Raw genomic sequence first — 13451 nt, 5'->3', positions numbered from 1 at the left:
CGGTCATTTACCGTCTATAGAGTCGCACGGCCAGTCTCTAAATCCGGGGAATATCCCGGGCGTGCCGCAAGTTGCACAGAAGTCGGACTCACGGTTATTTGGTAGTGGTTTGCTATTCGCAAACTAATGATGCAAACTGTGGCCGCCGATTGAGACCAATCGATATTTTCAAGAACTGGATGAGCATGGCAACCGACTACGACGCACCTCGTAAGACCGACGACGACTCTGAGTCGATCGAGGCTCTGAAGGAGCGCGTCCCGGACAAGATGTCCGGCGTGGTCGACGTCGATGACGCCGACAACCCCGGAGGGTTCGAACTCCCGGGCGCAGACCTCTCAGACCTCGATCTCGACGTCGTGGTGCTGCCACCGCAGGCCGACGAGTTCACCTGTGTGAGCTGTTTCCTCGTGAAGCATCGCTCCCAGCTGGACCACGAAGAGAAGCTTGGCTTGATTTGCCAGGAATGCGCGGCCTGACCCCGCTTCGGTGCTTCTAGGGCGCCTTCGCTGTCGAAACCGCGGCAACGAGCGCATCGGGAGTCCGGGTGGACACGATCCAGTAGGGAGTCGGGTCGTTCTCGTCGGAGAGTTCAATCTTCACGACGGGAGACACCCAGCCGCGGATCAGAAGCCAGGCTCGAGCGTCGAGCATACGGCCGCGCTGGAGGGTCGCCTCCTCGCCGTCGAACGCTGTAACTGTGCTGATGAGATCGACCGGCACGCGCGCCCGACCAGCGACAAGCTCATTGAGTGAGACCGAGATCACCGGGGACGTTGCCACGAGAACCAACACGATCGCCCCGTAGAGCGTGATGGCGACGATCACGCCAGCGAGAAGGTTGATCGGGAGGAAGACCAGCAAGCTGGCCGGGATGACGAGAGCGGTCGAGAGGAACACCCAGGGCGATGGCCAGATTCGTTCGCGATAAAGTGTGCGGATCGTCTTCGGGCCGTCAGGGCTGTTCACCGTCATGGCCCTATTCGATCAGACTTTCCGGTGCTCAGACAGCGCGGTCGTTCTGCACTACCCTCGTGAGGTGGCTCAAACCGTGGAAGTACTGATCGTCGCTGATCGGATGCCCGCCTATTCGCACCCCGGGGACGCTGGCGCCGACCTCACCGCGGCTGTGGCCGTGCAACTCGCGCCCGGGGAGCGCGCAACCGTTGCGACCGGTGTTGCGATCGCCCTCCCTGATGGCTATGTCGCGTTCGTCGTTCCGCGCAGCGGGCTCGCGGCGAAGCACGGAATCACCATCGTAAACAGCCCGGGTACAGTGGACGCCGGCTTTCGGGGGGAGATCAGCGTCACTCTCCTGAATACAGACAGCTCCGTGCCGTACTCTGTCGCGGTCGGTGATCGGATTGCCCAGCTTGTGATTATGCCGGTGACGAAGGCGCGGTTCATCCCCGTCTCCACGCTGCCCGGTAGCCAGCGAGGAGGGTCCGGCTTCGGGTCGACCGGCTACACGACTATCGACAGTGAATCACTTAACGACGACCCAAAAGGAGAGCTCCTGTGAGCGACACCAATTCGCCGTCAGGCGATATCGAGCCGATCGATAGCACCGAGTCGAGTCTTTCGGATGAGCAGCGGAAGTCGGCTCCGGCCGATCGCGAGTCGGAAGGTCCGCTCGACGAGTCCGAAGCAAACCCTGTGCGGCCCTATGTCGACCTTGGCGGGGTCAAAATCCTGCCGAGGGAGGGGCTCCAGTTGCGGCTGGAGGTGGAGGAAGGCAGCCAGCGGGTGGTGGCAGTCGGGCTCGACTATGCCGGTTCGACCCTGCAGGTGCAGCCTTTTGCCGCACCGCGGAGCTCGGGTCTCTGGCACGAGATCCGCGACCAGATCGCCGATCAGATCGCGAAGCAGGGCGGGACCACGCGTTTGTCGGTCGGTCCATTCGGACCGGAGCTGCTTGCGGAGATCCCCGCGACGATGCCAGGCCAACCCGATTCGACCCGCCTCGCTCGCTTCATCGGAGTCGATGGGCCACGGTGGTTCCTCCGTGGCGTGATCGCCGGCGATGGCGCCGTCGACCAGGAGGCCGCGTCGAAGATAGAGGATCTCTTCCGAAGCGTGGTTGTCGTGCGTGGGAAGACCCCGATGCCGCCCCGCGACCTCATCCCCCTTCACATGCCCAAGACGGCTGCTCCCGCCGACGACCTGCCCTTCTCGCCGGGCGCCTGAGTCTGTTGGCAGTCGACGACGAGTCCCCGCCGACAGGATTCCGCGACGCGTTCGCGGACGCCATGCGCAAGAGCGGTCTCGGCCAGGTCGCGCCGGGTGAAGTGCCGACCGCTGGGTCGCTTCTGAGAGCGGTTGGGGGCCTGCGCGGGCTGGTCGAATCGATCCTCCCGGGGCTTGGGTTCCTGATCATCTATACCCTCACGAAGAGCCTTATTTTCTCCGTTCTCGCGCCGGTCACTCTCGCCGTCGTGTTTGTGTTCGTGCGTCTGGCGACGAAAACGCCGGTCACGCAGGCTCTCGCCGGGATCGCGGGAATCGTGCTGTCCGCACTACTCGCGCTCATCACCGGCAGAGCAGAAGCAAACTTCATCCCCGGGATCGTCATCAACGTCGTGAGCCTCACCGTGCTGCTGGTGAGCATCCTGATTCGGTTGCCGCTCATCGGGGTCATTTTCGGTTTTCTCACGAATGACAGTTTCGGGTGGCGGAAGGCGAAGGCCAAGCGGCGGGTGCTCTATCTGACGACCTGGCTCTGGGCGGCACTGTTCGCGCTTCGTCTCGCGGTGGAGGTCCCGCTCTATCTGGCACAAAATGCCGAGTTGCTCGCCGGCGCGAAGCTGATCCTCGGGGTGCCGCTCTACGCGGGAATGCTCTGGGTGACCTGGCTTCTCGTGCGGGCCGTGTACGGGCGTCTTCCAGACGACGGGTCCGAGACCGCTCGCTAGGCACTGATACGACTGCCCCGATGTGACTGCCCCTGCATGCTAAACTATCTTGACATCAAGACAGTTTTGATGTCGGTGCGATACCTCGAAGAAGCGCTCAAGACTTAGGCTTGCCGAGAGGGCACCCGCGGTGGTCGAGATTCAGGATGAGGTCCGAGCACCTGGTGCAGATCAGGTCGTTCAGCACGGTACGACCTGGTTCAGCACAGCACAGCACAGCTTGGTTCAGCACAGTACCGCTTGGTTCAGTCCAGCAAGGGAGTCGCGCAATGTCGCAGGTCAACAGCTTCGGTTCGAAGGACATCCTGACGGTCGGTTCCACCGACTACGAGATCTTCCGGGTGGACCGCGTACCCGGGTACGAGAAGCTCCCCTACAGTCTCAAAGTGCTGCTGGAGAATCTCCTGCGCACCGAAGATGGCGCGAACGTCACGAAGTCGCAGATCGAGGCACTCGGGTCCTGGGAGCCGACAGCGGAGCCTGACACCGAGATCCAGTTCACCCCCGCCCGTGTGATCATGCAGGACTTCACCGGCGTGCCCTGCATTGTCGACCTCGCCACCATGCGCGAGGCTGTCTCTGCCCTCGGAGGAGACCCCAAGAAGATCAATCCGCTGGCTCCGGCCGAACTCGTGATTGACCACTCCGTGATTGCCGACCTGTTCGGCTCTGAGAACGCTCTCGAGCGCAATGTTGAAATCGAGTACGAGCGCAACGGTGAGCGATACCAGTTCCTGCGCTGGGGCCAGACCGCCTTCGACGACTTTAAAGTCGTGCCCCCGGGAACCGGAATCGTGCACCAGGTCAACATCGAGTACCTTGCCCGCGTCACGATGACACGTATGGTGGGCGGAGCGCTGCAGGCCTATCCGGACACCTGCGTCGGCACCGACTCGCACACCACCATGGTCAATGGCCTCGGTGTGCTCGGCTGGGGCGTCGGCGGTATCGAGGCCGAGGCGGCAATGCTCGGCCAACCCGTCTCCATGCTCATTCCCAAGGTCGTCGGTTTCAAGCTCACCGGCATCATCCCCACCGGTGTGACCGCAACGGATGTCGTTCTGACAATCACGGAACAATTGCGCAAGCACGGCGTGGTCGGCAAGTTCGTCGAGTTCTACGGGGCGGGAGTCGCTGCAGTGCCCTTGGCCAACCGCGCCACCATCGGAAATATGAGTCCAGAGTTCGGTTCAACGGCCGCCATGTTCCCGATCGACGATGTCACCCTCGACTACCTGCGCCTCACCGGACGCAGCGATGAGCAGGTCGCTCTGGTCGAGGCTTATGCCAAGCTCCAGACCCTCTGGCACAATGCGGACTCTGAGCCCGCCTTCAGCGAATACCTCGAACTTGACCTCTCCACGGTTGTTCCCTCGATCGCGGGACCGAAGCGGCCTCAGGATCGGGTCATTCTCTCGTCGGCCAAGGCGCAGTTCGCGAAGGACCTTACGAGCTACGCCGAGATCGATCACGACCTGGTCGACCTTGGCATCTGCGAGTCTTTCCCGGCTTCCGATCCGCCGAGCAATCAGCCGGAGGATGACCACAGCCACCACCATCACACCCACGTCAGTCGCGCGCCGTCGTCCGTCTCCCGCCCCACCGACGTCACCACAAAATCCGGCCAGTCTTATGTCCTTGACCACGGAGCCGTCGCGGTCGCCGCCATTACCTCCTGCACCAACACCTCGAATCCCTCGGTCATGATCGCGGCCGGTCTCCTGGCTCGCAACGCCGTCAAGAGGGGCCTCACGTCCAAGCCGTGGGTCAAGACGACCCTGGCTCCCGGCTCAAAAGTGGTCACCGACTACTACGCAAAGGCCGGACTCACCGACGACCTCGAGGCACTCGGTTTCTACACGGTCGGCTACGGCTGCACCGTCTGCATCGGCAACACCGGTCCGCTGATCGAAGAGGTCACCGACGCGATCAATAAGAACGATCTTGCCGTCACCGCAGTGCTCTCCGGCAACCGCAACTTCGAAGGCCGGATCAGCCCCGACGTGAAGATGAACTATCTCGCAAGCCCGCCGCTGGTCATCGCGTACGCTCTTGCCGGTTCGATGAACTTCGACTTCGAGACCGACTCTCTCGGCATCGGAAGTGACGGCACCGAGGTCTACCTCAAGGACATCTGGCCGGATGCCGCCGAAGTGCAGTCCACCATCGACTCCTCGATCGACACCGCGATGTTCACAAAGGAATACGGCGAGGTCTTTGACGGAGACGAGCGGTGGCGCTCGCTCCCGACTCCGGACAGCGAGGTTTTCGAGTGGGACAGCGAGTCGACCTATGTTCGCAAGCCCCCGTACTTCGACGGCATGACTCTTGAGACCACCCCGGTCGGCGACATCGCTGGAGCCCGCGTGCTGGCAACGCTTGGCGACTCGGTCACCACCGATCACATCAGTCCGGCTGGCAACATCAAGGCCGACAGCCCGGCGGGGAAGTACCTGGCCGACCGCGGAGTCGACCGCAACGATTTCAACTCCTACGGGTCGCGCCGCGGAAACCACGAGGTGATGATCCGCGGTACCTTCGCGAATATCCGCCTGCGTAACCAACTCCTCGCCGATGCCAACAATGGTTCCGGTGTCGAGGGCGGATTCACCCGCGACTTCACCCAAGCGGATGCGCCTCAGTCGTTCATCTATGACGCCAGTCAGAACTACGAGGCCGCAGGTACGCCGCTCGTGATCTTCGGAGGTAAGGAGTACGGCTCCGGTTCGTCGCGCGACTGGGCAGCCAAGGGCACGAGCCTTCTCGGTGTCAAGGCGGTCATTGTGGAGAGTTTTGAGCGCATCCACCGGTCGAACCTGATCGGGATGGGCGTCGTTCCGCTGCAGTTCCCGGCCGGAGAAAGCTGGGCGAGCCTCGGTCTCGACGGCACGGAGGTCGTGAGTATCTCTGGTCTCGATGAACTGAACGGGGGAACCACGCCGAAGACAGTCCACGTTACTGCGGCCCCGACCGAGCACTCCGCGGCGGGCAAGCAGACCGTTGAATTCGACGCGGTCGTGCGCATCGACACCCCCGGTGAGGCAGACTACTACCGCAACGGCGGCATCCTCCAGTTCGTTCTGAGATCGCTGGTTTAGGCTGCCATCATGAGTCTTCTGCAGAGTATCCATGGCCCTCGAGACCTGGACCGACTCTCGCAGAAGCAACTCGTGGAGCTCGCAGCTGAGATCCGCGAATTCCTGATCGGTGAGGTCTCAAAAACGGGGGGCCATCTTGGCCCGAACCTCGGTGTCGTCGAGTTGACGATGGCTATCCATCGGGTATTTGACTCACCCCACGATGCCATCGTTTTTGACACCGGGCACCAGTCATACGTGCATAAGCTCCTCACCGGTCGGCAGGACTTCAGTCATCTGCGTGAGCGGGGGGGACTGGCCGGCTACCCGCAACGATCGGAATCCGAGCACGACATCGTCGAGTCCTCCCATGCCTCCAGCTCGCTGAGCTGGGCGGACGGCATCTCTCGAGCCTTCCAAATGACCGGACAAAAGGATCGTCATGTGGTCGCAATCGTCGGAGACGGCGCTCTCACCGGCGGAATGACCTGGGAAGCCCTCAACAACATCAGTGACGACAATTCGCGCAACCTCGTGATCGTGGTGAATGACAATGGGCGCTCTTACGCGCCGACTATCGGCGGGATGGCCCGTTTCCTCAACGATGTGCGCACCCGTCGCTCCTACCGCAGTCTGTACGCCTCAAGCCGCCGGTTCTTCGATCTCTTCGGTGGTCCGGGGCGCGCCCTCTATCGCGGCATCCGCGGGGGTACCCATGGGTTCCTCAGCCGCTTCTCCAACAATGAGGCGCTGTACTCAAACCTCGATATCAAGTACATCGGTCCGATCGACGGCCACGACCTGCGCGCGATGCAAGAGGCGCTGACCCAGGGAAAGAACTACGGTGCCCCGGTGATCGTGCATGCCATCACCCAGAAGGGCAAGGGATTCGAACCCGCGGTGATGGATGCAGCGGACCAATTCCATGCCGTGGGGCACATCGATCCCGAGACCGGGGAGCCGATCGGCGCTTCGGATAAGCAGTCCTGGACGTCGGTCTTCGCGGAAGAGCTGGTCGTTCTCGCCGACAGCAACCCCACGATCGTGGGTATCACCGCCGCCATGCTCCGTCCCACCGGCCTGCAGCCCCTCGCTTCCAAGTATCCGTACCGGGTGTTTGACGTCGGTATCGCTGAGCAGCACGCAGTGACTTCCGCCGCGGGACTCGCCTTCGGAGGCCTGCACCCCGTTGTCGCTCTGTACGCGACATTCATCAACCGGGCCTTCGACCAGGTGCTTATGGATGTCGCGCTGCACAAAGCCGGCGTCACCTTCGTGCTCGACCGGGCCGGGGTCACGGGTCCGGACGGACCGAGCCATCACGGCATCTGGGACCTCGCGATCCTCCAGGTGATTCCGCACATCCGGCTGAGCGCGCCGCGCGATGCGATTCGGTTGCGCGAGGAACTGGGGGAGGCCGTGGCAGTCAAGGACGCGCCAACCGTCGTTCGTTTCCCGAGGGGCGCTGTGGGGGGCGAAATAGCCGCTGTGCGCCGCCTGCCCGACGGTGTGGATGTTCTGAGCGAAACGCCGCACAAAGACGTGCTGATTGTCACCGTCGGATCGATGGCCGAGATCGGTCTCGAGGTGGCCGTCAGGCTAGCAGATCAGGGAATCGGAGCCACCGTCATCGATCCGCGCTGGGTGGTGCCGGTGCCGAAGAGCGTGATCGAACTGGCGGCAGAGCACCGTCTCGTCGTGACCATCGAGGACGGCATCCGGGTTGGTGGAATCGGAACACGCATCCGCCAGGAGCTTCGGGCCGCTGGGGTGGACACTGCGCTAACGGAACTTGGGGTGCCTGATGAGTTTCTCGAGCACGGATCTCGCGCCCAAATTCTCGAGGAAGCCGGCCTCACCCCGCAGCAAATCGCCCGCGATGTGGTGGAGCAGGTGCTCGGTAGCAAGATCCCGGTGGCACGACCGCTCACCGATGTCGCGCACCAGGAGCGTTCGCTTGGGTCGGACCGCAGCTAGCTTCGAGCCTGACCCGCTCAACCGGTAGGTACGCGATCGAGTGAACCACTCACGGGCCGTTCGAGATCCGTAAGGGTCTCGAACGGCCCGGGTGCTTGTTCCTCGGACGCCGACGGACCCTACTGCACGCCGCGCAGGATCGGGTGGTGGAAGGTATCGTGAAACACCCGCTCTGAAGCCCCTACGCGGTCGAGATACGGCGTCACACCACCCATCTGGAAGGGATAGCCCGCCCCGAGAATGAGGCAGAGATCGATATCCTCCGCCGCCTCGACCACCTTGCTTTCGAGCATTCGATGCACTTCGTCGGCAAGGCCGTCTTCAATGCGGATGCGAAGCTCCTCCGCGGTCATCGGAGTCGTACCGCCAGCAACGATGGCACGCGCTTTTTTGTCGATGCCAGTGACCTTGCCGTGTGAATCTCGCTCGAAGATGTGACCGAGTTCGGCGAGCTTATGCAGGTTCTCGCTCTCGAAGAAGCGCTCGGGGAAGGCGGCGTGGTGGGTGTCGAGCACGTGCGCACCGACCTTGAGCCCGACAAGCTCAAGCAACTCGAACGGGGTCATCGGAAGCCCGAAAGGCTTCGTGGACTCCTCCACGGTTTCGAAGGGTGTTCCGGTGTCGACGGCGTTCATGGCTTCGCCGAGCACTTTGGCGAGAATGCGGTTGACCACGAAACCCGGCGTGTCTGTCGTGATCACCGCGTTCTTGAAGAGCTTGGCGGCCGTGACCATAGCGGTGGAGAGGGTTGCGTCATCCGTCTGCGGGGTGTTCACGACCTCCACGAGCGGCATCACGGCGACCGGGTTGAAGAAGTGGAAGCCAACAAGACGTTCCGGGTGCTTCAACTTCGCACCGATCTGCTCTACCGAAAGAGACGACGTATTCGTCGCGAGTACGGCGGTCTCGGAGAGGTACTGTTCCACGTCGGCGAAGACCTCCTGCTTCACACCAAGTTCCTCGAACACGGCCTCGATCACCCAATCGCACTCGGCGAAGTCGGCCTTGTCGATGGTGCCGGAGACGAGAGCTTTCAAACGGTTCGACTCATCCGGGGAGATGCGCTTCTTCTCGAGAAGCGTGTCGATCTCGGTATGGATGTAGGCCACCCCCTTGTCGACCCGTGTCTGGTCCAGGTCCGTGATGATCACGGGCACCTTGAGGCGCCGTACGAAAAGCAGTGCGAACTGGCTGGCCATGAGACCCGCACCGATCACACCGACCTGAGTGACCGGCTTCGCGAGCTTCTTGTCCGGCGCACCGGCGGGGCGCTTGGTCCTCTTCTGCACGAGGTTGAACGCGTAGATGCTGGCCTTGAACTGGTCGCCCGAAATGAGCTCGGCAAGGGCTTCGTCCTCGGCGGCGAAACCGGTCGCACGATCGGTGTTCTTCGCGGCTTTGAGGAGCTCGAGGGCCTTGTAGGGAGACTTCGCGACCCGCCCGATACGATTCTCGAGCATTTTCGTGGCGACACCGATTGCGATATCCCATTTCACCGCCCGCTCGATCTTGCCGGGAGTATTCGCTCGCTTCACCTTCGTGGTGCCGGCGATGACTCCATCGGCCCAGGCGATGGAGTGTTCAAGGAACGACACCGAGTCGAAAATCGCGTCAGCGATACCGAGGGTGAAGGCCTCCTGGCCTGTGAGCATCCGGTTATTCTTCAGAGGATTCTCGATGACCACCTTGAGAGCATTCTCGATGCCGATGAGGTTCGGCAGAAGCCAAGCGCCTCCCCAGCCGGGGATGATGCCAAGGAATACTTCGGGGAGCGCAACGCCCGGTGTGTTGCGGTCAATCGTGCGGTAGTCGGCATTGAGGCCGATCTCGAGTCCGCCACCGAGCGCGAGCCCGTTGATGAAAACGAATGACGGCACTCCGAGCTCGCTGAGCTTGCCGAGAGCGTAATGACCCAGCTCAGCCATTTGCTTTCCGATAGCCCGGCTCGAGATCGACCCCACCTGGGAAAGGTCGGCACCGGCGGCGAGAAAGAACGGCTTGCCGGTGACAGCGACACCGGCGATCTCTCCGCGCGCCGCACGCTCCTTGAGCGTGTCGAGTGTCGCAGCGAATTCGACGAGAGCGACCGGGCCGAGCGTCGTCGGGCGGGTATGGTCCCGACCGTTGTCGAGTGTTACCAGTGCGAGTGTGCGGCCCGCAGAAATGGGAACATCACGCACGAAGGAGTGAGTGACGACCTCGTCGTCGGATGCTGCGATGAGTTCCGCAAATCGGTTCTGTTCGACGACGTTCGTCATTTCTTCTTCTTCTTTCCATCGAAGTACGGGTTCTCCCAGATGACCGAGCCGCCCTGGCCGAGGCCGACACACATTGCGGTGAGGCCGTAGCCCACATCCGGGCGCTCCTTAAACTGTGCGGCGAGTTGAATCATCAACCGCACGCCGGAGGAGGCGAGAGGGTGTCCCATCGCTATTGCGCCACCCCACTGGTTGACGCGCGGGTCGTCGTCGGCGATACCGAAGTGGTCGAGCAGGGAAAGGACCTGAACCGCGAAAGCCTCGTTGAGCTCGAAGAGCCCGATGTCGGTGATCGACAGCCCGGCCTTTTTGAGCGCCTTCTCGGTCGACGGCACGGGGCCGATGCCCATAATCTCGGGTTCCACCCCGGCGAATGCAAAGCTCACGAGCTTCATCTTCGCGGTGAGGCCGAGCTCCTTCGCGGCGGCCTCGCTTGCGAGCAGGCTAATGGTGGCGCCGTCGTTGAGTCCGGAGGCATTACCCGCGGTCACCCGGCCGTGGGGCCGAAACGGTGTTTTGAGGCCCGCAAGCCCCTCGAGTGTGGTTTCTGGGCGCAACGCCTCATCCCGCGTGGCGAGCCCCCAACCGGATTCGGAGCGGATCGAGACGGGGATCAGATCGGGCTGGAGCTTGCCGTTCTCATAGGCAGCGGCGGCCTTCTGCTGGCTGGCCAGCGCGTAGCGGTCGGACCGCTCCTTCGTGAGTTCGGGGAAACGATCATGGATTCGCTCAGCGGTTGAACCCATATTGAGCGCTTCAGCGCTCACGAGCTTCTCCGAGAGAAAACGTGGGTTGGGGTCCGCGCCGAAGCCCATCGGATGACGGCCCATGTGCTCGACGCCGCCCGCGAGGGTGAGATCGTAGGCTCCAAAAGCAATGCCTCCGGCCAGCGTGGTGACCGAAGTCATCGCTCCCGCACACATACGGTCGATCGCGAAGCCGGGCACAGACTTTGGCAGGCCGGCGAGTAGAGCGGCCGTGCGTCCGAGAGTGAGCCCCTGGTCGCCCTGCTGTGTGGTCGCGGCAATCGCGACTTCGTCGATCCGGTCCTGTGGCAGATCCGGGTTGCGCTCGAGCAGGCCGACGATGGCCTTGACGATCAGGTCGTCTGCTCGGGTGTTCCAGTACATTCCCTTTTCGCCAGCGCGTCCGAACGGGGTACGAACCCCATCGACGAACACGACTTCATGTCTCTCGGCCACAATGCCTCTTTTCGCTTATCGGTAATAGGAAAGAGCCTAAACGGGCAAAAAACCCCCTGAGAATCGTTTGACTGTTCCTACGAAACCGGCTCGACACCCGGTTCGATAATTTGGTCGCCATCGACAAAGGCATCGAGGATCACCTGTGCGATAGCGTCAACCTGCCATTGCCGCGCGCCGAACCCGATGAGGTCGGAACGAACGCTGCCGATCTCGAGCGGCTCGGGTGGAGTCCAGGCGAGACGTCGCAGCAACTCCGGCGTCAAGAGGTTCTCGACCGGGATTCTCGTCTCGATCGAGACGACAGTGATTGCGGCGCGCGCCGCCTTGAGGCGCTTATCTGCCTCCGGATTGCGGTCGCTCCAGACTCGGGGCGGGGGCATCGCCTCACTCGTCACTCGCAGAGCGGGCAAGTCCTCGGTCGTGCGGCCGATCTCGATTGCGGCCCACCAGCGCGGCAATTCCGATCGACTGGCGCGACCGCTGAAGTCGCGCAGAGACGCGAGGCCGTGGCGAGATTCAGGCATCGCTTTCGCGGCGGCGATGAGCGAGGAATCAGGAATCAACCGCCCGGGAGCTGTATCGATTTCTCGGGCGAATCTGTCGCGTGCCTCCCACAGTTCGCGAGCGATAGCGAGATTGTGTACACCGCGCACCGTGTGTAGCCCGGAGAGCCGTCGCCAGGCGTCACCGGTGACGATTTTTGCCTCTCGGGTGAGCACTGCGGAGAATTCCTGGCGAGCGATCTCGGACTTGCCCGCGTCCTCGAGAAGTGCGGCCATCGCATCCCTCAGATCGGGAAGCAATTCCACATCGAGGGCCGCGTAGACGAGCCAGGACTGCGGCAGCGGTCTCGTCGACCAGTCCGCTGCAGAATGCTCCTTGGCAAGGTGGATGCCGAGCAGGTCTTCCACGACCGTGCCGAGGCCGACCCGGGGAAGGCCAGCAAGCCGCGCGCCGAGCTCGGTATCGAAGATGCGGGTGGGATCGAGTCCCACTTCGCGCAGGCACGCGAGGTCCTGGCTTGCAGCATGCAGCACCCACTCCTCGTCGCGGATGACGGCGTCGAGTTCCGCGAAGGAACCGATCGCGGGAGGGTCGAAGAGGAAGACCCCGGAACCACGGCGGAAAACCTGGATGAGATAAGCGCGTTGCGAATAGCGGAAGCCGGATGCGCGCTCGGCATCGATTGCGATAGGGCCGGTACCGGATGCGATCGCCGAGACGGCCTCGAGGTACTCCTCACGGGTTTCAATGACGTGAACTTCAACGTGAGGGGCCTGCTCGGCCTCGACCGGGGGAGTCTCGACCGGGGGAGTCTCGCCCGGTAACGCGGGCAGCACGCTCCGCTCGCTCGCAGTCACTTCGGCACGGTCATGGGACTCCGTACCGTCGAGGAACACCGGCTCTTTTCCGGTGTCGCTCACGTCCGATCTCTGCGGGCCGCTAGCACACTCACTCCTTCGACAGCCGGCGGCAGTCCCGCCAGCATGCACAGCAATTCCCCCCAGCCTTCCACATGCGAGGTGATGTCGTGGGCATCGAGGGGAGTCCAGGAGGCGCGAAGCTCGATTTGCGCGCCGTCCCCCTGTGCTGCGAGCTCTCCAAAACCTGCGGAGAGTATTCGCGTTGCGGTGCCTGATTCCAAGTTGTAGCGGGCACCGCGGGCATCGAGTGCGTCGACAAGCCACGACCACGCGACATCCGCGAGAAAGGGGTCGAGGCCGATATCGGTTTCCAGCGGGGCCTGCGCGTAGCACACCACGCGAAAGACCCCGCCCCACGCCTCGGGAGCGGAGGGATCGTAGAGCAGGATAAAGCGCCCGGTACCGACGTCAGAATCCGAATCATGACGGGCTGGGGTGACGTCCGCCGCGAGGGCGATGCTGAATGGGGCGAGATCGCCGCCAGGCGACGGGATTTCGGTCAGCACAAGCTCTGGCCGAAGGGCGGCACGACGGATGGCATCGAGTGCGGCGCGGAACGGGGCCGGCTCCGGTTGTCCTCTGGCGGTTTCGGGCACGA

At 62.8% G+C, this 13451-nt stretch carries 11 protein-coding genes; 6 read left to right on the top strand and 5 right to left on the bottom strand.

The genetic code is table 11. The features are described 5' to 3' along the window. Window positions 1-185 precede the first annotated feature (185 nt). Entirely contained in the window at window positions 186-479 is a 294-nt protein-coding gene (locus RCH11_RS10745; protein ID WP_327057050.1) for a DUF4193 domain-containing protein, read from the top strand. A 16-nt stretch (window positions 480-495) separates the two neighbouring features. On the opposite strand, the gene RCH11_RS10740 is transcribed toward RCH11_RS10745, so the two are convergent. Beyond that, the gene (locus RCH11_RS10740; RefSeq protein ID WP_327056983.1) at window positions 496-975 is read right to left on the bottom strand and encodes a DUF3093 domain-containing protein; all 480 of its coding nucleotides are present in this window, start codon (window positions 973-975) and stop codon (window positions 496-498) included. Window positions 976-1078: 103 nt separating this feature from the next. On the opposite strand from RCH11_RS10740, the gene dut reads away from it, so the two are divergent. The 5 genes from dut to dxs all read left to right on the top strand — a co-directional run bounded on the left by dut (window position 1079) and on the right by dxs (window position 7966). After that, the gene (gene dut, locus RCH11_RS10735) at window positions 1079-1522 is read left to right on the top strand and encodes a dUTP diphosphatase (RefSeq protein ID WP_442789041.1); all 444 of its coding nucleotides are present in this window, start codon (window positions 1079-1081) and stop codon (window positions 1520-1522) included. A 26-nt stretch (window positions 1523-1548) separates the two neighbouring features. Continuing rightward, complete coding sequence (locus RCH11_RS10730) at window positions 1549-2187, top strand: DUF3710 domain-containing protein (protein ID WP_327057049.1); 639 nt, start codon at window positions 1549-1551, stop codon at window positions 2185-2187. 5 nt (window positions 2188-2192) lie between these two features. Next, window positions 2193-2912 (top strand): DUF3159 domain-containing protein, encoded by a 720-nt coding sequence (locus tag RCH11_RS10725; RefSeq protein ID WP_327056981.1) that lies wholly within the window; start codon window positions 2193-2195, stop codon window positions 2910-2912. Between the two features lie 269 nt (window positions 2913-3181). Next, window positions 3182-6010: an aconitate hydratase gene (locus RCH11_RS10720; RefSeq protein ID WP_327056980.1), complete on the top strand. Its 2829-nt coding sequence runs from the start codon at window positions 3182-3184 to the stop codon at window positions 6008-6010. A gap of 9 nt (window positions 6011-6019) precedes the next feature. After that, a complete protein-coding gene (gene dxs, locus RCH11_RS10715) occupies window positions 6020-7966 on the top strand; it encodes a 1-deoxy-D-xylulose-5-phosphate synthase (protein WP_327056979.1) in 1947 nt (648 codons plus the stop codon). Window positions 7967-8085: 119 nt separating this feature from the next. Here the strand turns inward: dxs and RCH11_RS10710 are convergent, their stop codons facing one another. The 4 genes from RCH11_RS10710 to RCH11_RS10695 form a co-directional block, all read right to left on the bottom strand. Beyond that, window positions 8086-10224, bottom strand: coding sequence for a 3-hydroxyacyl-CoA dehydrogenase NAD-binding domain-containing protein (locus RCH11_RS10710; protein ID WP_327056978.1), 2139 nt, complete (start codon window positions 10222-10224; stop codon window positions 8086-8088). Then, window positions 10221-11426: a thiolase family protein gene (locus RCH11_RS10705; protein WP_327056977.1), complete on the bottom strand. Its 1206-nt coding sequence runs from the start codon at window positions 11424-11426 to the stop codon at window positions 10221-10223. The genes RCH11_RS10710 and RCH11_RS10705 overlap by 4 nt, the downstream gene beginning before the upstream one ends. A 77-nt stretch (window positions 11427-11503) precedes the next feature. Continuing rightward, complete coding sequence (locus RCH11_RS10700) at window positions 11504-12682, bottom strand: ribonuclease D (RefSeq protein WP_327057048.1); 1179 nt, start codon at window positions 12680-12682, stop codon at window positions 11504-11506. Between the two features lie 167 nt (window positions 12683-12849). Beyond that, entirely contained in the window at window positions 12850-13449 is a 600-nt protein-coding gene (locus tag RCH11_RS10695) for a DUF3000 domain-containing protein (protein ID WP_327056976.1), read from the bottom strand. Between the last annotated feature and the right edge of the window lie 2 nt (window positions 13450-13451).

The sequence above is a fragment of the Glaciihabitans sp. GrIS 2.15 genome, assembly GCF_035984695.1.
Classification (GTDB): Bacteria; Actinomycetota; Actinomycetes; order Actinomycetales; family Microbacteriaceae; genus Lacisediminihabitans.
This window is presented reverse-complemented; position numbering and strand designations above follow the sequence as displayed.

Coding starts and splice junctions, on each gene's coding strand:
- RCH11_RS10745 (WP_327057050.1), top strand. CDS start 186: ATGGCAACCGACTACGACGCACCTCGTAAGACCGACGACGACTCTGAG.
- RCH11_RS10740 (WP_327056983.1), bottom strand. CDS start 975: ATGACGGTGAACAGCCCTGACGGCCCGAAGACGATCCGCACACTTTAT.
- dut (WP_442789041.1), top strand. CDS start 1,079: ATGCCCGCCTATTCGCACCCCGGGGACGCTGGCGCCGACCTCACCGCG.
- RCH11_RS10720 (WP_327056980.1), top strand. CDS start 3,182: ATGTCGCAGGTCAACAGCTTCGGTTCGAAGGACATCCTGACGGTCGGT.
- dxs (WP_327056979.1), top strand. CDS start 6,020: ATGAGTCTTCTGCAGAGTATCCATGGCCCTCGAGACCTGGACCGACTC.
- RCH11_RS10710 (WP_327056978.1), bottom strand. CDS start 10,224: ATGACGAACGTCGTCGAACAGAACCGATTTGCGGAACTCATCGCAGCA.